A 22,298-nucleotide genomic window follows, 5' to 3' on the forward strand; every position below is an offset into this window, starting at 1 on the left:
AATTGATGAGACCCTTCATTTCACTGTGTTACCAGTTTCCATGAAGGACTCGTGTCCTTCTGGTGCTTTTCGTGTTTCTCATTGTTTAATTTACAAGGTACAAACCGCTTCATCAGCGGGTTTTTATTGTACCACGCGGTTTTCAACTTGTCAACACCTTTTTCAACTTTTTTCGAAGCTGTTTGGCGTTGTTTTGTTTCGTCCGGGGCACGTTTAGATACTATACCAGCTCTTCTCTCATTTGTCAACACCTTTTTTCAACTTTTTTATCGTTTGCTTTTCCCGCCCTCCTGTGGTATCGTAGGTTTGCTATATCTACTATATAATGTAAGAGCGGAGGTATCCCTATGCCCATTCGTATTCCCGACTCCCTGCCTGCTACCAGTGTATTGGAGGGCGAGAATATCTTCGTGATGACAGAGCACCGTGCTCTCCACCAAGACATCCGACCTTTGAATCTTTTGATTCTGAATCTTATGCCCACGAAGATCGTCACCGAGACGCAGCTGCTGCGCAAGCTGTCCAACACTCCCTTGCAGATCAATGTACAGCTGCTCAAGACCAGCAGTCACGTCTCTCAGAATACAGACAGCCATCACTTGGACTCCTTCTATACCACCTTCGATCAAATCCGCAACAACCACTATGACGGCATGATCATCACCGGGGCCCCAGTGGAAAACCTGGACTTCGAGGAAGTGGACTATTGGGAGGAGCTGTGTCAGATCATGGAGTGGACTCGCACCCATGTGCACTCCACCTTCCACATCTGCTGGGGCGCTCAGGCCGGGCTGTACTATCACTACCAGATTCAAAAGCACACCCTGCCCCACAAGCTGTTTGGCATCTATCAGCATCAGATCATCCGCAAGCAGTCCCCCCTGTTCCGGGGCTTTGACGACCGCTTCTATGCCCCCCACTCCCGATACACCGAGGTGCACCTGGAGGACCTCCAGGCCATCCCCGAGCTGGAGCTGCTGGCGGTATCCGACGAGGCAGGGGTCTTCGGCGTGAAGAGCATGGACAACCGCCGCTTCTTCATCTTCGCCCACCCGGAGTACGACGAGGACACCCTGGCCCGGGAATACTTCCGGGATGTGGACCGTGGCCTGGACATCGCCGTCCCCGCCCACTACTTCCCCCAGGACAACCCCAACCAGGCCCCCATTGTCAACTGGCGGTCCGCCGGACAGCTGCTGTACACCAACTGGCTGAACTACTACGTCTATCAAACCACCCCCTACGACTTACGGGAGATTTCCAATGAAGATTGATTTTGAAGCGGTGCGCAACAACCCTGAAATCCGCACCTATATCACCCAGGCAGACGCCTCTCTGGTGGCCCTGGGCTACACCGAGCACTCCTTTGCCCACGTCACCAAGTGTGCCATGACCGCCGCCCAACTGTTACAGGACCTGGGCTACGATGAGCGGCACATTGAGCTGGCCAAGATCGCCGGGTTCATGCACGACATCGGCAATGTCATCAACCGAGTGGACCACGCCCAGAGCGGTGCTGTTATGGCCTTCCGCATTCTGGACAAGATGGGCATGGAGCCTGCCGACGTGGCAGTGGTCATCACCGCCATCGGCAACCACGACGAGCACACCGCTTACCCGGTCAACGCCGTGGCCGCCGCCCTCATCCTGGCAGATAAGAGCGACGTGCGCCGCAGCCGGGTGCGCAACCAGGACACCATTAACTTCGACATTCACGACCGGGTCAACTATGCCGTGGAGAACTCCGACCTGACCCTGGATTCTCAGGCCAAGACCCTGACCCTGTCCATCACCATCGATACGGAGATCTGTGCGGTGATGGACTACTTCGAGATCTTCCTCTCCCGCATGCTCCTGTGCCGCAAGGCCGCCGAGTTCTTCTCTCTGAAATTCCAGTTGGTTATCAACGGTTCTAAGGTGTTGTAATATGCTGCATGTCACCAATCTCCGTCTGCCCATTGACGCAGACCAGACAACCTTATATAAGAAATTGGCCAAGCACCTGGGGGTGTCGGTAAAGGACCTGTCCCAGGTGGTGCTCACCCGCCAGTCCATTGACGCGAGAAAAAAGCAGGACGTGCACTACGTCTGCTCGGTGCGGGTACAGGTGGCCAACCAGCAGGCGATATTAAAGCGTCACCCCAAGGGGGTCACCCTGTGGGAGGAGAAGCCCTACACCCTTCCGCCCCTGGGCCGCACCTCCTCCCTCCCCCCGGTGGTGGTGGGCACCGGCCCCGCCGGACTGTTTGCCGCCCTGACCCTGGCCCGGGCTGGATTGAAACCTATCGTGCTGGAGCGTGGCGGTGACGTGGACCAGCGCACCCAGGCGGTGGAGGCGTACTGGTCCACCGGGAAGCTGGACTCCCGCTCCAACGTGCAGTTTGGCGAGGGAGGCGCCGGCACCTTCTCCGACGGCAAACTCACCACTGGCATCAACGACCCCCGCATCGCCCATGTGTTCCGCACCTTTGTGGAGCACGGGGCCCCGGAGGACATTCAGTGGTCCCACAAGCCCCACATCGGCACCGACATTCTCCGCTTGGTGGTGAAATCCATGCGAGAGGAGCTGATTTCCCTGGGCGCTGAAGTGCGCTTTGGCCATCAGCTCACCGGGCTGCACATTCAGGACGGCGCCATTACCTCCGTGGAGATCACCCACGACAGTGAGGTCTACACCCTTCCCTGCGACACCCTGGTACTGGCTCCCGGCCACTCGGCCCGAGACACCTTCGCCATGCTCCTGGACAGTGGGCTGGCCATGGAGCAGAAGAACTTCGCCATCGGGGTACGCATTGAACACAAGCAGGAGGCGGTGAGTCAGGCCCAGTTCGGCCCCAGCTGGGACAAGCTGCCCGCTGCCGACTACAAACTGTCCTGTCACCTGCCCAATGGCCGCTCCGCCTTTACCTTCTGCGTCTGCCCTGGCGGGCAGGTGGTGGCCTCCGCCAGCCAAGACGGGCAAGTGGTCACCAACGGCATGTCCCTGCGGGCCCGGGACCAGGAGAACATCAACGGCGGTTTCCTGGTGGGCGTGGGCCCCGACGACTTCCCCGGGGACGACCCTCTGGCCGGGGTACGATTCCAAGAACAGTGGGAAGAGGCCGCCTGGGCCTATGGCGGCGGCAATCCCATGGCTCCCGCCCAGACCGTGGGGGATTTCCTGGCCGGACAGCCCTCCTCTGGGCCCCGCTCCGTTCTCCCCTCCTATCGGCCCGGGGTGGTATGGGGCAGCTTGGAGGGGGTGCTGCCCGACTATGTGCTGGACACCCTGCGCCAAGCCCTCCCACTCTTTGACCGGAAGCTCAAAGGCTTTGCCACCCCCGAGGCGGTTCTCACCGGCGTGGAGACCCGCTCCTCCTCCCCAGTACGCATGGTCCGAGACCAAGATTACCAGTCCATCTCCGTCCGGGGGGTCTACCCCTGCGGCGAGGGGGCCGGGTACGCCGGAGGCATCACCTCCGCCGCCGTGGATGGCATCAAAGTGGCGGAAGAAATTATTCAAAAAAATTTTTGAGGCACACGCAATAATTCTGTCCTCTCCTGCGTTATATAGATGAACAGAGGTGAAACCATGATATTATTCACATCGGCTCTGCCCGTTGAGCGCTCCGGGCACGACAGCCACCAGCTGGATGATCTCATCACACGGATGGCCCAGGGAGACAAAGAGGCCCTGGCCAGCCTCTACCAAGCCACCAAGGCCGCCGTATACGGTTTTGCTCTGTCGGTACTGAAAGACGTGGACCATGCAGAGGACATTACCCAGGACACCTTTATCCAACTCTATCACAGCGCCGGGTCCTACCGCTCCCAGGGAAAGCCCATGGCCTGGATCATCACCATCACCCGTAACCTAGCCCTGTCCCGGCTGCGGGAGCAGTCCCACACCCTCCCCCTGGAGGAGGCACATCTGGCCCGGCTCTCCCACAATCCCATGGTGGACCAGGACGACCTGCTCACCTTAGACTCCCTGCTCTCCCTTCTGGATGACCAGGAGCGGCAAATCGTCACCCTTCACGCCCTCACAGGGCTCAAGCACCGGGAGATCGCCCAGCTGTTGTCCCTGCCCTTACCCACAGTTCTTTCCAAGTACCATCGTTCCATTAAAAAGCTTAACGCCGCATGGAAGGAGGCAGACTGAGATGACCCACGAGGAAATTCACAAGCGAATTCAGCAGGCGGCCACCCACGCTGCCCCCGATCAGTTGGATGCCATCCTTTCCGCCTGCGAGGAACAGAAAGGAACTGTGATCTCTATGAAAAACAATCAGAAGCGCCGCTGGATTGCCCCTCTCTCCGCCGCAGCCGCCCTGGCCATTGTGGCCGGCAGCATCTTTGGCATCTCCCGTTTCCAACAGGCAAGTGCCGCCGACTCGGTGGTGACCCTGGACATCAACCCCAGCATCGCCCTGTCCGTCAACAACAAGGAGACCGTCACCACCGCCACCCCCCTCAACGATGACGCCAAGGACATCATGGGCGGCATGGAGCTGGAGGGCACCAATCTGGAGACTGCCGTCAACGCCATCATCGGCGCCTGCCTCCAAAAGGGGTATCTGGACGAGCTGGAGAACGCCATTCTGGTATCGGTGGAGAACGCTGACGCCGACACCGCCACCCAGCTCCAGAACGAGCTCACCACCACCATCTCCGGCGCCTTCCAGTCCGGGGCCATCCTCACCCAGACCGTCACCGTGGACGACGACCTGGCCCAGCTGGCCCAGCAGTACAACATCTCCGCCGGAAAGGCCAGCCTCATCCAGGAGGTCATCGCTCAGGACAGCACCCTCACCTTTGAGTCCCTGGCCCCCCTGTCCATGAGCGAGATCTCCCTCATCGCCTCCTCCCGCAACCTGACCACCACCGGGGTGTCCCAGACCGGCACCACCAGCGATCAGGCCTACATCGGCCAGGACGCCGCCTTGCAGGCCGCCTGCGACCACGCCGGCATCGCCACCAGCGATGTGCAGGGGCTGAGCACCGAGTTTGGTTGGTCCAAGGGCGTCATGGTGTACGAGCTGGACTTTTGCAGCGGCGGCACCGAGTACGAGTACGACATCAACGCCACGGACGGCAGTGTGGTGAAGAACGAGCAGGAGCCCTGCGACCACACCTGGCATACCAGTTCCGGTAACACCGGCGCTCAGGGCAACACCACCTTCATCGGCGAGTCTGCCGCCACCGCCGCCGCTCTGACCCACGCCAAGGTGGACCAGAGTGCCGCCCAGTCCCTCACCGTGAAGCTGGACGAGGACGACGGCGTGACCTACTATGAAATTGAGTTCTGCTCTGCCGGAGTGGAATACGACTACGAGATCAACGCCACCACGGGCGACGTGGTAAAGTTCGAGCAGGACACCTGCGACCACTACGCCCACCGCACCGGTTCCAACAACTCCACCAACCAGAATCAGAACCAAAACCAAGGCAACTCCAACGGGTCCTATATCGGCTATGACGCCGCCCTTCAGGCCGCTTGTAAGCATGCCGGAGTGGACGCCTCTCAGGTCTCCCGGCTGGAGAACGAGCTGGACCACGACGACGGCGTGGCCCGCTACGAGATTTCCTTCCATGTGGGCAACATGGAGTATGAGTACGAAATCAACGCCACCAACGGCCAAGTTCTGAAATACGAGTCTGAGCGGGACGATTGACGTGGCGCACACCCCTATGACCCGGCACGGAATTCTTTCTGTGCCGGGTCCTTGCTTTTCCCCGCCCATTTGGCTATACTGTCACCCAAAGGAGGAATCACTGTGCTCCATCGTCATCCCAACTACTATCCCGGTTTCCGCTGCCTGGGCGGTGCCTGTCCCGACACCTGCTGCCGGGACTGGGACATTGTCCTGGATGAGGAGACCCTCTCCGACTACCAACACGCCCCTGCTTCCCTGGCCCAGCGCCTCCAGGAGAGTCTCACCACCGACGAGGAGGGAGACACCTGCTTCCGCCTGGACCACCGGGGCTTTTGCACCATGCTCACCCCGGACGGGCTGTGCGCCATCCAAAAGGAGTGGGGGGAGTCCCATCTGTGCGACCACTGCGCCGCCTATCCCCGATTCATCGAGAAGTACGGCAACCTCACCGAGGCCTCCCTGGCCATGTCCTGCCCCGAGGTGGCCCGGCTGCTGCTGGAGAGCCCCGCGTTCCAGGTGGAGGAGGTGGATGACGGCCACCCGGACCAGCCCTTCCCCGACATTCCGCCCCAGCTGCTCGCCGGACTGGAGACCACCCGGCAAGCGGTCCTGAACGGGATGGAGGAGCAGAGGTACACCCTCTGGGAACGCCTGCAAGGGGTGCTGTATTTGGCGGATACACTACAGGACGCCATTGACCGCGAGGACTACCCGGCCATGGCCCAAGCCGCCCTCTCCCTCCGCCCCCTCTCCTCCACCGGGAACGGGAAAGAATTCGCCCAGACCCTGTGCCGGTTCTTCTCCTCCCTGGAGCCCCTGCGCCCCACCTGGCCCCAACGTCTGAGCCAATGCTGCCAGCAGTTGGAGAGCCTGACCGAGGCGGAGTACCAGGACCTGTGCCGCCGCTTCGAGGGCCAGTTCCCCCAGTGGCAGCGCCACCTCACCAACGTGGCGGAGTATCTTCTCTTCCGCCACTGGCATAAAACCGTCAACGATGACCAACTCTATGGACGGGCGGCCTTTGTCTCGTGCAGCACGATTCTACTCTACCATCTGTTCCTCACCCAGTGGGCAGAGCGAGAAGCCCTCAGCCAGGCGGAGGAAATTGCCCTCTGCTGCGCCTTCAGCCGGGAGGTGGAGCACATGGAGGAGAACCTGGACCTGGCCATGGACACCTGTGCCGCCCTGTCCCCCGACGCCATCCACTTCCCCCAATGTTAAAAGGAGTTCAACGTCCCATGGATATTTCCACTCTGGTTTCCCACCAACACGCCCACTTCCGCTCTGGCGCCACCTTGCCCGTGGCCGCCCGTCTGGACGCTCTGGACCGTCTGCGCCGCAACATTCTGGCCATGCAGCCGGACATTGAGGCGGCTCTCCAGGCGGATTTGGGCAAGCACCCCTACGAGAGCTACTTCTGTGAGATCGGCCAGGTGCTGGAAGAGCTGTCCTATCTCCGCTCCCACCTGCGCCGCTGGGCCAAGCCCCGGACAGTCCACACTCCCATGACCCTGTTCCCCGCCAAGAGCCGCCGCTACCCCCAGCCCTATGGGGTGGTGCTGGTGATGTCCCCCTGGAACTACCCCTTTATGCTGTCTCTGACCCCGGTGCTGGGGGCCATCGCCGCAGGCAACTGCGTCATCCTCAAGCCCTCCGCCTATGCCCCCGCCACCTCCCAGGTACTCGCCCAACTCATCGCCGCCACCTTTGACCCCCAGTATGTGGCGGTGGTGGAGGGAGGCCGGGCGGAGAACTCCGCCCTTCTGGACCAGCGGGTGGACTACATCTTCTTCACCGGCGGGGTCACCGTGGGCAAAGAGGTGATGCGCCGGGCCGCCCAGAACCTCATTCCCGTGACCCTGGAGCTGGGCGGCAAGAGCCCCTGCATTGTGGACGAGACCGCCGACCTGGCTCTGGCCGCCAAGCGCATCGTGTTTGGTAAGTTCCTCAACGCCGGACAGACCTGTGTGGCCCCGGACTATGTGCTGGTGCAACAGACGGTGAAAGACCAGCTGGTGGAGCAGCTGAAAAAGGCTCTCCACGACGCTCTGGGGGACGACCCTCTGTCCAATCCCGAGTACGGCAAGATTGTCAACGACAAGCACTACCGCCGCATTCTGGGCCTGCTGGAGGGTCAGACCATCCTCTTGGGCGGCCAGGCCCGAGACGGCAAGATCGCCCCCACCCTGCTGGACCAGGTAGACCCCCAGTCCCCGGTGATGCAAGAGGAGATTTTCGGCCCCGTCCTCCCCATTCTCTCCTACGCCACGCCCCAGGAGGTGGTGGACTTTGTGTCCAGCCGGGAGAAGCCCCTGGCCCTGTACCTCTTCTCCAGGAGCCGGGCGATGCAGGACTTGGTGACCTCCCGTCTATCCTTCGGCGGCGGCTGCTTCAACGACACCATTCTGCACCTGGCCACCCCCTACCTACCCTTCGGCGGGGTGGGCAACAGCGGCATGGGCGCCTACCACGGCAAGGCCAGCTTCGACACCTTCACCCATTACAAGAGCATCCTGGTGGGCGGCCAGCACGTGGACGTGCCTCTGCGCTACCACCCCTACACCCCCTCCAAGCTCAATCTCTTGAAACGGTTCCTGAAATGACAACAAGCTGCGGCGCAAAATGCGCCGCAGCTCTTCTTTTACTCCATATCCTTAATGGCCATGGGAAAGGCGGTGATGAACCAGGGGGCAAAGCGGGCGGGATCTTGGATGAGGAGGGAGAGAATCTCCTCCTTAGTGTACCACCGAGTCTCCATAATTTCCTCCGGATTGGGGGTCACCGGTCCGGCATAGGCCCCCACAAACACATGGTCGTACTCATACTCGTACAGGTCCGGGGCGAACTGGTGGCGGTAGACGAAACTGCCCACCTCCCGGCAGGGACAGGACACCCCCAGCTCATCCATGAGCCTGCGCTGCACCGCCTCTTCCAGCGTCTCCCCGTCCCGGGGATGGGAACAGCAGGAGTTGGCCCACAGCCCGCCCGAGTGGTACTTGTGGAGGGCCCGGCGCTGGAGGAGCACCCGCTCCCCGTCATACAAAAAGATGGAGAATGCCCGGTGGAGCAGCCCCCTCCGGTGGCACTCCTCCTTCCCCATGGTGCCCACTGGCACGTCCAGGGGGTCTACACAGATCAGCAGGTCTTCCATGTCACTGGCCTCCCATCTTCTTGTACGCCTCCGCCGCCTGTTGGGCAGCCTGGGTACAGTTGTCCATCATCTCTTTAATCTGGGCCTGGCTGGCGTGGTCCAGATGCAGCCCGGCACAGATGCACACCGTCTCGTTGGTGGCCAGGCACAGCTGCTTTGCCACCGTCTGGGCGGCATACACATCCTTGTGTCCGGGGCCGCAGATGGTGCTGAGGTCCGCTATGAGCCCCTCTCCCGAGGACTTGGGACGGGGTACGGCGTAGGCCACGCCGCCTACATGGGCCTCACCCCCGGTGAGGAAGCCGCACAGCCCCCGCCCCTGGGTGGTGGTGAGGATGAGACGGACGGCGCAGGGGGCGCTGCCCACCTTCACTTCCAAATCCATGCCCCTCACCCCTTCCACGGCTGGAACCGCTCATAGTCCAGATCAAACTGCATGAGAATTTTCCCGATGATATGGTCCACCTGGTCTTGGGCGGTGGGGTAATCGCTGTAAAAGGTAAGCATGGGCGGGATAATCACATACCCCGCCTCGCAGGCGGTGAGCAGGTTGCGGCAGTGGATGCGGTTGAGAGGCATCTCCCGGGGCACCACCACCACCCGGCGGTTCTCTTTCAGGCACACGTCCGCCGCCCGCACAATGAGGTCCTCGTCATAGGCGTTGGCCAGTCCCGAGAGGGTCTTCATGCTGCACGGGAGGATGATCATCCCGTCGGTGCGGTAGGAGCCGCTGGAAATGGCGGCCGCCAGATTGTCCACGTCATAGGTATAGTCCGCCAGCTTCTTCAACTCTTCCAAGCCTATGGAGGTCTCCCGCTGGAAAATCACCTCTGCACCTCGGCTGATGACCAGGTGGGTCTCCACCTGGGGCATGTGGTGGAGCACCTCCAACAGTCTGGCCCCCATCTGCACCCCTGTGGCGCCGCTGATTGCTACAATAAGCCGTTTCATGTCTGTGTCTCGTCCTTTCATGGTTCCTGGGTCAGTATGCCCTGCTGCGCAAAGAACTCATAGAGGTGCTCCGCCCCGGCGGACAGGTGGGCGTGCTTGAGCCGCACCACCCCGATGAGGGACTCCATGCCCCCCCTGAGGTCCTTACAGCACAGCTCTGGGAACAGGTTGGTATTCACCAGGGCCTTGGGCAGGATGGTCACCCCCAGCCCCGAGTTTACCAGGCTGAGCAGGTACCGGTGCCGGGCGGCGGTGTAGATCACCGACGGATGGAAGTTCTCCCGGTGGAACTGCCGGACACACAGGTTATGCAGCACCGACTCGTCGCTCATGAGCACAAAGGGCAGATGGGAGAGCTGAGAGAGGGAGACGGATTCCTCCGGCGGGATTCCCTCCTGGGTGTTCCGGTACACCAGCACCAGCTTGTCCCGCTAGATGGGGTGGAACTCATATACCTCCGGGTCCAACTCGTCCATACGCACCACAGCGAAATCCAGCTTGCCGTGGTCCAGCAGGGGAATCAGCTTGCCCTGGTTGTCCTCGGTAATGTTCACCTGCACCCGCTCCATGGCCACCTGATAGGAGGTCAGCCGCTCCAGCAGGCGGTATCCCTGCTCCAGAGGCAAAATTCCCATGGAGATGGTCTTCTTGGCACTGCTGTACTGCTCCATATCCTGGAGCATGGCCTTGTAGGTATTGTTGAGCTTTCTGGCGTATTCCAGAAACGCGGTGCCCCCTGGGGTGAGGGCAATTTTGTTGTTGGTCCGGTCAAACAACTGGACGTTGAGCTCGGATTCCAGGGACTTGATCTGTTTGGAGAGGGAGGACTGGGAGATAAACGTCTCGCTGGCCGCTGCAGAAAACCCACCCCAATTCACGATGTCCAGAAAGTGTTGGATCTGTGCCATGGTCATGTCCATTCCCCCTTGTTTTCACTCTTATCTTATGAATTTTACTACGTCTGACACCAATCATGCAACTCCCCATACCAAAAATTCTCCATCGTTTTTGGGAATAGGCGCACCACCTTTGTGAATTGCCCCCCAAAGTTTGCGGGGTGTATACTCTACGATAAGGTATGCTCTGCCAGACAGAGCCCCACAACGTCTAGAAAAGAGTGTGATTCACATGGCAAACATCAACGATTTGCGTTCTGCGCTGGAGCTGCTCCAAACCATAGACGGGCAGTATGTGGAGACCGACGTGGAAGTGGACCCCAACGCCGAGCTCTCCGGCGTGTATCGCTATGTGGGAGCTGGCGGCACCGTCTCCCGCCCCACCCGGGAAGGCCCCGCCATGGTGTTCAACAACGTGAAAGGTCACCCCGACGCCCGAGTGGCCATCGGCGTGCTGGCCAGCCGCAAGCGGGTGGGCTATCTGCTGGGGGAAAAGCCGGAAAACCTGGGCAAGCTACTCAACCGGGCTGTGTCCAACCCCATCCCCCCTGTGGTGGTGGATGCCTCCAAGGCCCAGTGCCAGGAGGTGGTGCACTACGCCACCGAGGAGGGCTTTGATATCCGCAAGCTCATCCCCGCCCCCACCAACACCGAGGAGGACGCCGGCCCCTACATCACCATGGGCCTGTGCTACGCCTCTGACCCGGAGACAAAAGAGTCTGACATCACCATCCACCGCCTGTGCCTGCAGAGCAAGGACGAGATCTCCATGTACTTCGTCCCCGGTGCCCGCCACCTGGGCGTGTTCCGGGAGAAGGCAGAGGCCATGGGCAAGCCCCTGCCCATCTCCATCAGCGTGGGCGTAGACCCCGCCATTGAGATTGCCGCTTGCTTCGAGCCCCCCACGACTCCCCTGGGCTACAACGAGCTGGGCGCCGCTGGCGGCATTCGTGGCCAGGCCGTGGAGCTGGCTCCCTGTCTGACCATTGACGAGAAGTGCATTGCCAACGCCGAGTATGTCATTGAAGGCGAGCTCATCCCCAATGCCCGGGTACGGGAGGACATCAACACCGATTCCGGCAAGGCCATGCCTGAGTTCCCCGGCTACACCGGTGTGGCCAACCCTGCGGTGCCCATCATCAAGGTCAAGGCTGTCACCACCCGCAGAAATCCCATCATGCAGTCCTGCATTGGCCCCAGCGAGGAGCATGTGTCCATGGCGGGCATCCCCACCGAGGCCAGCATTCTGGCCATGGTGGAGCGTGCCATGCCCGGCAAGCTGCAAAATGTGTACTGCGCCTCCTGCGGCGGCGGCAAGTACATGGCCGTACTGCAATTTAAGAAGTCTGTCCCCTCCGACGAGGGCCGTCAGCGCCAGGCCGCCCTGCTGGCCTTCTCCGCCTTCAGCGAGCTCAAGCACGTGTTCCTGGTGGACGAGGATGTGGACTGCTTTGACCTCAGCGACGTCATCTGGGCCATGAACACCCGCTTCCAGGCAGATGTGGACCTCATCCCCATCCCCGGCGTGCGCTGCCATCCCCTGGACCCCTCCAACGATCCCACCATCTCTCCCTCCATCCGGGACCACGGCATCGCCTGCAAGGCCATTTTCGACTGCACCGTCCCCTTCGATCAGAAGCACCGCTTCCAGCGCTCCAAGTTCAAGGAGCTGGACCCCAAAAAGTGGGTGCCTGATCTGTTCTAACCTGCGCTTCCATCTAGAAAGGAGAGAGAACCTATGCCAATTGGCGTGATGATCAACGCCCTGTCCGTGGTGGTGGGCGGCCTTGTGGGGGCCGTGGCCGGAGGGCTTTTGAAAGACGACTTCAAAGCCTGCGGCGGCTTCATCATGCTGGCCACCGGCTTCCGTATGATCAAGGTGAAGATGTTCCCCATCGCCGATATGGTGCCCGCCATGATCTTGGTCATGCCCATATCCGCCCTCTGGGTCAACTACATCATGCCCCTGGTCTCTTAAGCCAGGATCGCAACGGGCCGCAGAACACCATGTCCTGCGGCCCGTTCCCTTTTGATAGAAAAACAGCGAGGTCGAGAAACCCCTTTGGGATTTCCTGACCTCGCTGTTTTTGACGCTTGTGTCGCCTCAATCTCAGAGCTCCACGCTGCCGGTCTCGGTGTCGTTGACCACATAGTAAGCCAGACCCTCTTCGGGCTTGACATACACGCAGAACTTCTTCATGGAGGTAGCCTTGTTGCCCTGGGCCAGGTAATCTTCCTTGGCCTTCTTCACAACCTCAGCCATGTCCCACTCCTTGCCAGCAAACTGCACGTAAGCCAGCTCCACCTTCTTGGGGGCGGCGGTACGGGTGGTCTTCTTCACAGGCTGCTCCACAACCTTCTTCTCCAAAGAGGCTTCAACCTTGGGCTCGGTCACGGTCTTCTTCTGAGCCGCTGTCACTCTCGCCATCTTAATTTCCTCCTTTCACTTCATCTATCCAAGTGAATGTAACAGACTTGCTTTTGCAAATCTTGGTCTATTCTACTCCCTTTTCCCATGGTTTGCAAGGCATACGCACCATTTCTTCCCTTTTGAACAGGAGTACGCAGACATATATTCCATGATTAGGAAGTATTCCACAAAAGAAAAAGGACACACGTCCAACGTGTGTCCTTTTGGTGCGCGAGGCGGGAGTCGAACCCGCACGCCCTTGCGAGCACTGGCACCTGAAGCCAGCGAGTCTACCAATTCCACCACTCGCGCAAGTGGCTTGGTTGCCTCAGCAACGGAAGTAATAATACCACGGAAGTGGGCAGCTGTCAACACCTTTTTTCAATTTCTTTTCATTTTCTTCATCGGACCTTTGGCCCAGCGGCTGGCCCCTGGCCATGCATCTGCTCCCATAGATTTTGGAAAACAAAAAAGAAGGACACGATCAAGTCGTGTCCTTCTGGTGCGCGAGGCGGGAGTCGAACCCGCACGCCCTTGCGAGCACTGGCACCTGAAGCCAGCGAGTCTACCAATTCCACCACTCGCGCAAGCGGTGTGTCGCTCGTAGCGACAAGAGGTATATTACCATGGGTCTCCTTGTTTGTCAACAGATATTTTCAAAAAAACGACGATTTTTTTAGGTTGACAAAAAGGGTTGTCTGCGCTATAATGAACAAGCTTGAGTTATGCGGATGTGCTGGAACTGGTAGACTGGCTAGCTTGAGGTGCTAGTGGCCCACGGCCGTACGGGTTCGAGTCCCGTCATCCGCACCAGAAGGACACAACGGAAGTTGTGTCCTTCTTTTTTATTTCCATGACATGAATAGTCCGCCCCTCTCCCTCATAGTCTGGTGTTACCATACAGGAAATGAGGGATTGACACCATGAAAGCCGTACTCGCCCTGTCTCTGGTACTGCTGTGCCTGCTGCCCACCCATGCCCGGGCCGCTGAGGTGGATATCACCGCGCCCTCCGCTATTCTCATGGAGAAAAGCACCGGAGAGGTGCTCTTTGAGCAGGATGCCCACGCCGTCTACGAGCCCGCCTCGGTGACCAAGGTGATGACCCTGCTGCTGGTGATGGAGGCCATCGATGCCGGGACGCTCTGCTGGGATGACGTGATCACCGCCTCCCCCTACGCCTGCTCCATGGGCGGCTCCCAGATCTGGCTAAAAGAGGGGGAGCAGCTCACCGTCAGCGAGATGGTGAAGGCGGTGGCTGTGGCGTCTGCCAATGACTGCGCCGTAGCTCTGGCGGAAGCGGTGTCCGGCAGCGAGACCGCCTTTGTCCAACGCATGAACGAGAGGGCCAAAGAGCTGGGCATGGAGTCCACCGTCTTTTGCAACTGTACCGGACTCCCCGCCGAAGGCCACGTGTCCTCCGCCTACGACATCGCCCTCATGAGCCGGGAGCTGATTTTGAATCACCCCCAGCTGCGGGAGTACACCACCATCTGGATGGACACCCTCCGGGACGGTGCATTTCAGCTGACCAACACCAACCGGCTCATCTACTCCTATCCCGGGGCCACAGGGCTGAAAACCGGCTCCACCGATACCGCCCTCTACTGTCTATCCGCCACAGCAGAGCGGGACGGCATGGAGCTCATCGCCGTGGTGATGCACGCCGCCACCCCCTCCGACCGCTTTGACAGCGCCGCTGCCCTGCTCAACTACGGCTTTGCCAACTACTCCCTCACCCAAGTCTATCCCGAGCAGGTACTCCCCCCCATCTCGGTGCTGCTGGGGGAGCAGGACACGGTGCAGCCCGTACTGGACCACGACTGTACCATCCTCACTCACCAGAGCCAGAGCGCCGCTGTCACCACCCAGGTTCATCTGCCGGAGGAGGTCTCCGCCCCGGTGGATGAGGGGCAGAAGCTGGGCGAGATGATTGTGTATCTGGACGGCGAGGAACATGAGCGGGTGGACCTGGTGGCCTCCACCGGAGTGGCCCGCCTCACCGTGTGGGGCATCTTCCAGCAGCTTCTGGACACCCTGCTCTTTCTCCCCACCCATGCATAACAAAACGGCGTAGGAAGCCTTCAAACACTTCCTACGCCGTTTCCTATGTTGATTACTTCTCGGTTGCCACCAACATCTCACCGGCCCGGTAAATGTCGCCAGCGCCTACTGTGAGAATCAGGTCACCGGGCTGAGCCAGCTCCCGGAGCTTGGCGGTCACATCCTCCAGGGTGGGGCAGAAGATGCTGCCGGGAATCTGGGCAGCCAGGTCCGCCGAGGAGATGCCCAAATCGTTGGTCTCCCGGGCAGCGTAGATCTCCGCCAACAGGGTGATATCCGGCTTTTTCAGCACCCGCACAAAGTCGTCAAAGAGCTCATGGGTGCGGGTATAGGTATGGGGCTGGAAGGCGCAGATGACCCGCTTGTGCCCCAGGCTCTTAGCTGAGTCCAGCAGCACCTCCAGCTCGCCGGGGTGGTGGGCGTAGTCGTCGCACACCTCTGCCCCGTTGTAGTCTCCCTTGTACTCAAAGCGGCGTCCAGGCAGACGGAAGTCCCGCATGCCCTGCTCCACAGCCCAGCCGGGAACCCCCAGCACCGCAGCGGCAGCAGAGGCCGCCAGCACGTTTTTCACGTTGTGCATGCCGGGAATGGACAGCTCCACGTGGGCATACACCTGATCCCGGTACACCACGTCGAAGGTGGCAAAGCCGTGGTTCATCTCCAGGTTCTCGGCGTGCACGTCGCCCTTCTCCACACCGAAGGTAATCATGGGGCGGGTCTCCCCCTCCAGCGCCTTCATGGTGTTGGCATCCTCACAGTTGGCCACGATGTACCCACCGTCTGGCACCAGATCGGCAAAGGCCCGGAAGGAGTGCTCCACGTCCTCCAGGTCCTTGAAGAAGTCCAGGTGGTCCGCCTCAATGTTCAAAATCACCGCCACCGTGGGACGGAAGGAGAGGAAGGAGTTGCAGTACTCGCAGGACTCCAGAATGATGGTGTCACCCTGGCCCACCCGGTGCCCGGCCTTCAGCAGGGGCAGCGTGCCGCCAATCATCACCGTGGGGTCTAGCTGGGCGGCCATGAAGATGTGGGTGCAGATGGAGGTGGTGGTGGTCTTGCCGTGGGTGCCGGAGATGCACAGGGCGTTCTTATACCCTGTCATGATGGCGCCCCAGGCCTGGGCCCGCTCGAACACGGGAATACCAGCGGACAGAGCAGCAGCGATCTCCGGGTTGTCGTTGTGTACGGCGGCGGTGCGCACCACGCAGTCCGCCCCCTCCACGCTCTCAGGCAGATGGCCAATAGTCACCGGGATGCCCAAGCTGCGCAGGTGGGCCACGGTGGCACTCTCCTGCCGATCCGAACCCGTAATGATAACTCCGTTGCCCAGCAGCACCTCGGCCAGAGAGGCCATGGAAACACCGCCAATGCCCACCAGATGGGCCCGCTTTCCCGGTTTGATATACTCATGGATGTTATTGACTGACATATGCACACCCCATATAATAAAATTATCCTAATTCTTCTGGTACTATAAACTCAAAACCATTATATTATACTATGCGCCATGGAGAATGGCAACCGGGTTCTTCCCTTTTTTCCGTTTTTCCACAAGGAAAGGAGCACACCATGGATTACCCCAACACCCTCCCCCCTGCCGTTGCCCACTGTTGCCGTACCCTGTGGCAGGCCGGGTTTGAAGCTCACCCCGTGGGCGGCTGCGTCCGGGACCTGCTGCTGGCCCGCACGCCCCAGGACTGGGATATCTGCACCTCCGCCCTCCCCCAACAAGTCCAGAGCCTTTTTCCCCACACCGTCCCCACGGGCATCGACTACGGCACTGTGACGGTGGTGCTGGATGGGCAGGGTTTGGAGGTGACCACCTTCCGGTGTGAGGGCGGGTACCGGGACGGCCGCCGCCCCGACGCCGTGTCCTTTGTCTCCTCCCTCACCGACGACCTGTCCCGCCGGGACTTCACCGTCAACGCCATGGCTCTGGCTCCAGACGGCGCCGTCATCGACCCCTTTGGCGGACAGGCAGACCTGGAGAGCCGGGTCATCCGCTGCGTGGGAGACCCCATGCAGCGGTTCCAGGAGGACCGGCTGCGCATGTTTCGGGCCATCCGCTTCGCCGCTCAGCTGAATTTTACCCTGGACCCGGAACTGGTCCATGCCCTGGAGGAGTTGGGCCCCCAGCCTCACCACCTGCCCGCTGAGCGCATCCGCCCCGAGGTGGAGAAAACCCTGTGCGCCCCTGCCCCCCACTGGGCCAAGCTCTTCTTCTCCTCTGGGCTTCTCAGCGGCCCGGAGGTGGACGCCTCGCCTCTCTCAGGCCTTCCCCGCGAGCCTCTGCCCCGCTGGGCAGGGCTGGCCTCCCTGATGGCAGAGAGCGGCCACGACCCGCTCCCCCTACTTCAAAGCCTCATCCGGGACAAAAAGCTGATCGCGCCTCTGTCCCGGGCCCTCGTCCTATTTCAGGAGGGCCTACCCCAAGACGCCTCTGGCTGGCGGCACGCCCTGGCCCGGTACGGTATCCCCGCCTGCAAGGCCGGGGCTGCCATGGCTCAGGTACAGGGCAAAAAGGCCCCCAGGGAACTGCTGGACCAGGTATTGGCCCAAAGGCCCTGTCTCAGCGCCAAGGAGCTGGCCCTGTCTGGACGAGAGCTGGCAGCCATGGGGTTGTCAGGTCCAGACATTGGACGAGCCCAGAGGATGCTGCTGGACTATGTACTGGACCACCCGGAGGACAACACCCCGGACAAGCTCCGCCTCCTACTCAGCACATAAAATAAGCGGACAGAGCGAGGCTCTGTCCGCTTTGCTTTTGAGTTTTACAGCATCTGACGGCTGCGGGAGATGTTCATGGTGCCGTCCTGCATCTCGCCCACCCAGTCCAGGCTGCGGCCGGTACCCAGGGCCACGCAGGAGATGGCGTCGTCGGCCACATAGGTCTCGATGCCGGTGTGGGATTCGATGAGCTTGTCAAAGCCCCACACCAGAGATCCGCCGCCGGTCATGACAATGCCGTTGGTGGAGATGTCCGCCACCAGCTCGGGGGGCGTACGCTCCAGCACCCCGTGCACCGCCTCCAGAATGCGGGCGCAGGGCTCCTCGAAGGCCTCGATCATCTCGCTGGAGGTGACAGTGAACACCCGGGGCAGGCCGGTCATCAGGCAACGGCCCTTGATCTCCATGCTGACCTCCTCAGGCCGGGGGAAGACACAGCCGATCTTCATCTTCAGCTCCTCGGCGGTACGGTCGCCAATGAGCACGTTGTGGCGCTTGCGAATGTACTTCACCACCGCCTCACTGAAGGAGTCGCCAGCCACCTTGATGGAGGCGGACTCCACAATGCCGGACAGGGAGATGACGGCGATATCAGCGGTGCCGCCGCCGATGTCCACCACCATGTGGCCGTCGGGCTGAGTGATGTCGATGCCAGCGCCGATGGCAGCGGCCAGAGGCTCCTCAATGAGGTACACCCGGCGGGCACCAGCCTGGATGCCGGCGTCGATGACGGCGCGCTCCTCTACCTCGGTGATGCCGGAGGGCACGCAGATCACCACACGGGGCTTGAACAGACGGATGGGGGCCACCTTGCGGATGAACTCCCGGAGCATCCGCTCGGTCATATCGTAGTCGGAGATGACGCCCTCCCGCAGGGGACGGATGGCCACAATGTTGCCGGGGGTACGGCCCAGCATGTTCTGAGCGTCGGTACCCACCTTCAACAGCTTTCCAGTATTCTTGTCCAGGGCCACCACGGAGGGCTCCCGCAGCACGATGCCCTTATCTTTGATATATACCAACACACTGGCTGTACCCAGGTCAATTCCGATATCCTTTGCAAACATGTTATCACCTCATAGCACTTTCCACACAATACAATGCATACTATGAAATAGTATACTGGAATACAGCCATTTTTGCAATGCACATTGCTCCACAAACTTCGACATCATTCGCCCCCTGGATTTATCTGAATTTCTCTCCAAAATACACCAAGCCCCCAGCTGTCCCAAATCGCAGCTGGGGGCTTACTTCTGGCTAGAAATTTCCAATGGACGCTACCTACTCTTTCTTTGGATTTTTTGACTTTGGATTCCGAAGAGAAATGACGAACTCATGGTTTCTGCAAACGCTCACACCTTGGTTTCCGCCTTGTCTGCCACTGGCATCAGGGGATTCTCCTACGTGTCTTCTGCTTACTCAAGCCTGTTTGGAACTTTCCGAGTTTCACTTCACTTTGCGCAACCCAATCATCGAAGTCTGGATGTGTGTTACCTTCTTCCTTCATATTTTTCATATCGCGATATGTTTACTGAAGTAGTCGGTTCCGGTTAGTACATCGGACTCACCTTTCCTTTCTTCTTGTCTGTATTGTACTATGACCATCCCGTTTTGTCAACAGTTTTTATGAAATTTTTCTAAGAATTTTGAAGCAAAAACCGTGCGGCCTCAAGGCCGCACGGCATGTACTCATTTATGGTATCCAGACCCCTCTTGGATCTTAAATGCCCGGTAAATCTGCTCCAGCAGCATCACCCGAGCCAGGTGGTGAGGGAAAGTCATGGGGGACATGGACAGGCGCAGATGGGCCTTGTCCTTCACCGTCTGGCTCATGCCGAAGGAACCGCCCACCAGGAAGGTGAGGTCAGAGGCTCCCTCCACCATCCAGCTGCTTAAACGCTGTGCCAGCTGTGGGCTGTCCATGGTCTTGCCCTCAATGCACATGGCCACCACCTTGCCGCCCTTGGGCAGTTTAGCAAGAATCGCCGCCCCCTCTCGCTCCAAAGCGGCTTGGATTTGGGCCTGGGTGGGGCGGTCCGGCAGCCGCTCCTCGGGCAGCTCGGTGACGGTGAGGCGGCAGTATCCGCCCAGACGCTTGGCATATTCCGCCGCTGCCTCCAGGTAAAACTTCTCCTTCATCTTGCCCACGCAGATGATATGTACACTCACCATGTCCTCACACCTCCATCCACGCCGAGGCCTCGCTGCGGGGCGCTACGCACAGCTCCACGCTCTGCTCCCGCTCTCCAATCCCCGCCTGGGCCGCCAGTTTGGCGGTGGCGGGCTGGTTGTTCTCCTTAGATAAGTGGGCCAGCACCACTTGCCGGGTGCCTCGCTCCACCGCCCAGCGGGTGAGCTGGGCTCCCACCTGATTGGACAGGTGGCCCCGCTGCCCTGCAATGCGGCTCTTCAAGTATTCCGGGTAGGGGCCTGTGCGCAGCATCTCCGGGTCGTAGTTATACTCCGCCACCAGGGTACTGGCCCCCTGTACCGCCTCCAGTACCGGCTGGGTCACCACACCCAGATCGGTACAGAAGGTGAGTTTCCGCTCCCCCCGGGTCACGGTGTAGCCCACGGGGCTGACACAGTCGTGGCTGACGGGAAAGCTACCCACCACCAGGTCCCCCAGAGCAAAGCGCTCCCCGGGATCAAAGACCCGAAACCGGGGCTGTAACTCCGGATTCTTTCGACAGATCTCCCGGGCCGTCCCCTCGGCGGTATATAGCTCCACATCCAGCTGGCGGCACAGCACCGGGATGCCGCTGATGTGGTCGCTGTGCTCGTGGGTGATGAGAATGGCGGACAACTCCCCCGGCTGAATGCCCAGGCTCTTGAGCCCAGTGGTGATGCGCCGGGCGGATACCCCGGCGTCAATGAGGATATGGGTGCTGCCGTCGGTGATGACCGAGCAGTTGCCAGAGGAGCCGCTGGCCACGGTGGCAAACTTCAACAAACTTCTCTCCCTCCCCACAAAAAGCGGCAGCCCCTTGTCGGGACTGCCGCAGTCCATGTGTATCTTTGATGTTTAGCCCGCTGCGTTGGCGTTCTCCACCTGGGGATCAGGCAGGTCCACCACTTCGATCTGGGCTCCAATGCCAGTGAGCTTGGCCACGATGTCCTCGTAACCCCGCTCCACATGGCGGATGTTGCCCACCTCAGAGACACCCTGAGCGGCCAGAGCGGCCACCACCAGAGCGGCGCCGGCCCGCAGGTCACAGGCCTCCACCGGGGCTGCCATAAGCTGGGGCACGCCCTCAATGATGGCGATCTTGCCGTCCACCTGAATCTTGGCACCCATGCGGCGGAACTCCTCGGTATAGCGGAATCGGTTATCCCACACGCCCTCGGTGATGACGCTGGTGCCCTCTGCCAGACAGAGGACCGCGGCGATCTGGGGCTGCATGTCGGTGGGGAAGCCGGGATAGGGCATGGTCTTGATGTTGGCCCGGTGCAGAGGGCCATTGCGGCGGACAATGAGGCTATCGCCGTCCTCTTCCACCTCGACGCCCATCTCCAGCAGCTTGGCGGTGATGCACTCCATGTGCTTGGGGATGATGTTATTCACCCGCACCTCGCCGCCTGCAGCGGCCACAGCGGCCATATAGGTGCCCGCCTCGATCTGGTCGGGAATGATGGAGTATTCGCCCCCGTGGAGGTGCTCCACGCCCCGCACCTTGATGACATCGGTGCCGGCGCCGGTGATCTGAGCGCCCATGGAGTTGAGGAAGTTGGCCAGGTCCACGATGTGAGGCTCCTTGGCGGCGTTTTCGATGACCGTGAGCCCATCGGCCAGAGTGGCGGCCAGCATCACGTTCATGGTGGCGCCCACGGTGACCACGTCCAGGTAGATGTGGCTGCCCTTGAGCCGTCCGTCGGGCACCTTGGCGCACATAAAGCCGTTTTTCACTTCCACGTCCGCCCCCAGGGCCCGCAAACCCTTCAGGTGCTGGTCGATGGGTCGGCCGCCGAAGTCGCAGCCGCCGGGCAGAGGCACTTCTGCCTGGCCAAAACGCCCCAAAAGCGCGCCAAGCAGGTAATAGCTGGCACGGATTTTACGCCCGGACTCGTAGGCCACCGGGCTGTTATGGATGGCGGTGCAGTCCACCTCCACCGTGGAACGGTTGATGGTGCGCACGTTGGCCCCCAGTTCCTGGAGAATATTGAGCATCAAGGTCACATCGCTGATCTGAGGCAGGTTGCCAATGCGGCACACGCCATTGACCAACAGAGCAGCGGGAATGATACCGACAGCGGCATTCTTGGCCCCGCTGATCTCGACTTTGCCATACAGCGGTCTACCGCCGTGAATGAAATATTTTTTCAAAAAAGACACCTCATAGCGTCCCCGGCCTGGCCGGGTTGGTAATCGCTCCCTGAAATGGGGGCTATCTATATGAAAGAATTCTATCCCTTGGATAGAACGTACAACTTTGCTTTAATGCGCATATATTATAGCATTGC

The 22,298-nt window shown here is 60.3% G+C and carries 22 protein-coding genes, 3 tRNA genes and 1 pseudogene; 12 read left to right on the forward strand and 14 right to left on the reverse strand.

The features are described from left to right. Positions 1-20 precede the first annotated feature (20 nt). Positions 21-251 (reverse strand): hypothetical protein, encoded by a 231-nt coding sequence (locus B5F22_RS12435; RefSeq protein ID WP_204210517.1) that lies wholly within the window; start codon positions 249-251, stop codon positions 21-23. Positions 252-347: 96 nt separating this feature from the next. Here B5F22_RS12435 and metA point away from each other — a divergent pair, with 96 nt between their 5' ends. The 7 genes from metA (at position 348) to B5F22_RS04065 (ending at position 8,239) form a co-directional block, all read left to right on the forward strand. Continuing rightward, positions 348-1,274, forward strand: a complete 927-nt coding sequence (gene metA, locus B5F22_RS04035; protein WP_087391155.1) for a homoserine O-succinyltransferase — start codon at positions 348-350, stop codon at positions 1,272-1,274. Continuing rightward, complete coding sequence (locus tag B5F22_RS04040; RefSeq protein ID WP_087391158.1) at positions 1,264-1,926, forward strand: HD domain-containing protein; 663 nt, start codon at positions 1,264-1,266, stop codon at positions 1,924-1,926. The genes metA and B5F22_RS04040 overlap by 11 nt, the downstream gene beginning before the upstream one ends. A gap of 1 nt (position 1,927) precedes the next feature. Beyond that, positions 1,928-3,514: an FAD-dependent protein gene (locus B5F22_RS04045; protein ID WP_087391161.1), complete on the forward strand. Its 1,587-nt coding sequence runs from the start codon at positions 1,928-1,930 to the stop codon at positions 3,512-3,514. Positions 3,515-3,571: 57 nt separating this feature from the next. Next, complete coding sequence (locus B5F22_RS04050; RefSeq protein WP_087373044.1) at positions 3,572-4,141, forward strand: RNA polymerase sigma factor; 570 nt, start codon at positions 3,572-3,574, stop codon at positions 4,139-4,141. A gap of 1 nt (position 4,142) precedes the next feature. After that, positions 4,143-5,654, forward strand: coding sequence for a PepSY domain-containing protein (locus B5F22_RS04055; RefSeq protein WP_087391163.1), 1,512 nt, complete (start codon positions 4,143-4,145; stop codon positions 5,652-5,654). A gap of 102 nt (positions 5,655-5,756) precedes the next feature. Continuing rightward, positions 5,757-6,857 (forward strand): flagellin lysine-N-methylase, encoded by a 1,101-nt coding sequence (fliB, locus tag B5F22_RS04060; RefSeq protein WP_087391165.1) that lies wholly within the window; start codon positions 5,757-5,759, stop codon positions 6,855-6,857. Positions 6,858-6,874: 17 nt separating this feature from the next. Further along, on the forward strand, positions 6,875-8,239 hold the full coding sequence (locus tag B5F22_RS04065) for an aldehyde dehydrogenase (RefSeq protein ID WP_087391168.1): 1,365 nt from the start codon (positions 6,875-6,877) through the stop codon (positions 8,237-8,239). Positions 8,240-8,277: 38 nt separating this feature from the next. On the opposite strand, the gene idi is transcribed toward B5F22_RS04065, so the two are convergent. The 5 genes from idi to B5F22_RS04090 are packed head-to-tail and all read right to left on the reverse strand — an operon-like array spanning position 8,278 to position 10,652. Further along, positions 8,278-8,787 (reverse strand): isopentenyl-diphosphate Delta-isomerase, encoded by a 510-nt coding sequence (gene idi, locus B5F22_RS04070; protein WP_087391171.1) that lies wholly within the window; start codon positions 8,785-8,787, stop codon positions 8,278-8,280. Between the two features lies 1 nt (position 8,788). Further along, entirely contained in the window at positions 8,789-9,172 is a 384-nt protein-coding gene (locus tag B5F22_RS04075) for a hypothetical protein (RefSeq protein WP_087391174.1), read from the reverse strand. A gap of 5 nt (positions 9,173-9,177) precedes the next feature. Next, a complete protein-coding gene (locus B5F22_RS04080) occupies positions 9,178-9,738 on the reverse strand; it encodes a UbiX family flavin prenyltransferase (RefSeq protein ID WP_087391177.1) in 561 nt (186 codons plus the stop codon). Positions 9,739-9,755: 17 nt separating this feature from the next. Further along, on the reverse strand, positions 9,756-10,157 hold the full coding sequence (locus B5F22_RS04085; protein ID WP_158096613.1) for a LysR family transcriptional regulator substrate-binding protein: 402 nt from the start codon (positions 10,155-10,157) through the stop codon (positions 9,756-9,758). A 12-nt stretch (positions 10,158-10,169) separates the two neighbouring features. After that, positions 10,170-10,652, reverse strand: a complete 483-nt coding sequence (locus B5F22_RS04090; protein ID WP_158096614.1) for a LysR family transcriptional regulator — start codon at positions 10,650-10,652, stop codon at positions 10,170-10,172. Between the two features lie 214 nt (positions 10,653-10,866). Here B5F22_RS04090 and B5F22_RS04095 point away from each other — a divergent pair, with 214 nt between their 5' ends. Both B5F22_RS04095 and B5F22_RS04100 read left to right on the forward strand, forming a co-directional pair. Then, on the forward strand, positions 10,867-12,339 hold the full coding sequence (locus B5F22_RS04095) for a UbiD family decarboxylase (RefSeq protein ID WP_087391186.1): 1,473 nt from the start codon (positions 10,867-10,869) through the stop codon (positions 12,337-12,339). Between the two features lie 117 nt (positions 12,340-12,456). Continuing rightward, positions 12,457-12,612, forward strand: a pseudogene (locus B5F22_RS04100) (DUF554 family protein); the annotation flags it as partial. 132 nt (positions 12,613-12,744) lie between these two features. Here B5F22_RS04100 and B5F22_RS04105 read toward each other — a convergent pair. The 3 genes from B5F22_RS04105 to B5F22_RS04115 all read right to left on the reverse strand — a co-directional run bounded on the left by B5F22_RS04105 (position 12,745) and on the right by B5F22_RS04115 (position 13,631). Further along, positions 12,745-13,062, reverse strand: coding sequence for a DUF6465 family protein (locus B5F22_RS04105; RefSeq protein WP_087230798.1), 318 nt, complete (start codon positions 13,060-13,062; stop codon positions 12,745-12,747). 207 nt (positions 13,063-13,269) lie between these two features. Then, a tRNA-Leu gene (locus tag B5F22_RS04110) sits at positions 13,270-13,356 on the reverse strand. Positions 13,357-13,544: 188 nt separating this feature from the next. After that, positions 13,545-13,631, reverse strand: a tRNA-Leu gene (locus B5F22_RS04115). Between the two features lie 140 nt (positions 13,632-13,771). On the opposite strand from B5F22_RS04115, the gene B5F22_RS04120 reads away from it, so the two are divergent. Both B5F22_RS04120 and B5F22_RS04125 read left to right on the forward strand, forming a co-directional pair. Continuing rightward, a tRNA-Leu gene (locus tag B5F22_RS04120) sits at positions 13,772-13,857 on the forward strand. A gap of 110 nt (positions 13,858-13,967) precedes the next feature. Next, positions 13,968-15,107, forward strand: a complete 1,140-nt coding sequence (locus tag B5F22_RS04125) for a D-alanyl-D-alanine carboxypeptidase family protein (RefSeq protein WP_087391189.1) — start codon at positions 13,968-13,970, stop codon at positions 15,105-15,107. 52 nt (positions 15,108-15,159) lie between these two features. On the opposite strand, the gene murC is transcribed toward B5F22_RS04125, so the two are convergent. Beyond that, the gene (gene murC, locus B5F22_RS04130; RefSeq protein WP_087369916.1) at positions 15,160-16,536 is read right to left on the reverse strand and encodes a UDP-N-acetylmuramate--L-alanine ligase; all 1,377 of its coding nucleotides are present in this window, start codon (positions 16,534-16,536) and stop codon (positions 15,160-15,162) included. 140 nt (positions 16,537-16,676) lie between these two features. On the opposite strand from murC, the gene B5F22_RS04135 reads away from it, so the two are divergent. Next, positions 16,677-17,834: a tRNA nucleotidyltransferase gene (locus B5F22_RS04135; RefSeq protein ID WP_158096615.1), complete on the forward strand. Its 1,158-nt coding sequence runs from the start codon at positions 16,677-16,679 to the stop codon at positions 17,832-17,834. A gap of 44 nt (positions 17,835-17,878) precedes the next feature. On the opposite strand, the gene mreB is transcribed toward B5F22_RS04135, so the two are convergent. The 4 genes from mreB to B5F22_RS04155 form a co-directional block, all read right to left on the reverse strand. Next, a complete protein-coding gene (gene mreB / locus B5F22_RS04140; RefSeq protein ID WP_087230817.1) occupies positions 17,879-18,901 on the reverse strand; it encodes a rod shape-determining protein MreB in 1,023 nt (340 codons plus the stop codon). A gap of 625 nt (positions 18,902-19,526) precedes the next feature. Next, positions 19,527-20,009: a 23S rRNA (pseudouridine(1915)-N(3))-methyltransferase RlmH gene (rlmH, locus tag B5F22_RS04145; protein ID WP_087391195.1), complete on the reverse strand. Its 483-nt coding sequence runs from the start codon at positions 20,007-20,009 to the stop codon at positions 19,527-19,529. Positions 20,010-20,013: 4 nt separating this feature from the next. Then, positions 20,014-20,790, reverse strand: a complete 777-nt coding sequence (locus B5F22_RS04150; RefSeq protein WP_242955055.1) for an MBL fold metallo-hydrolase — start codon at positions 20,788-20,790, stop codon at positions 20,014-20,016. A gap of 72 nt (positions 20,791-20,862) precedes the next feature. Then, positions 20,863-22,161, reverse strand: a complete 1,299-nt coding sequence (locus B5F22_RS04155) for a UDP-N-acetylglucosamine 1-carboxyvinyltransferase (protein WP_087230827.1) — start codon at positions 22,159-22,161, stop codon at positions 20,863-20,865. Positions 22,162-22,298: the final 137 nt, after the last annotated feature.

The sequence above is a fragment of the Pseudoflavonifractor sp. An187 genome, from assembly GCF_002160275.1.
Lineage (GTDB): Bacteria > Bacillota > Clostridia > Oscillospirales > Oscillospiraceae > Enterenecus > Enterenecus faecium.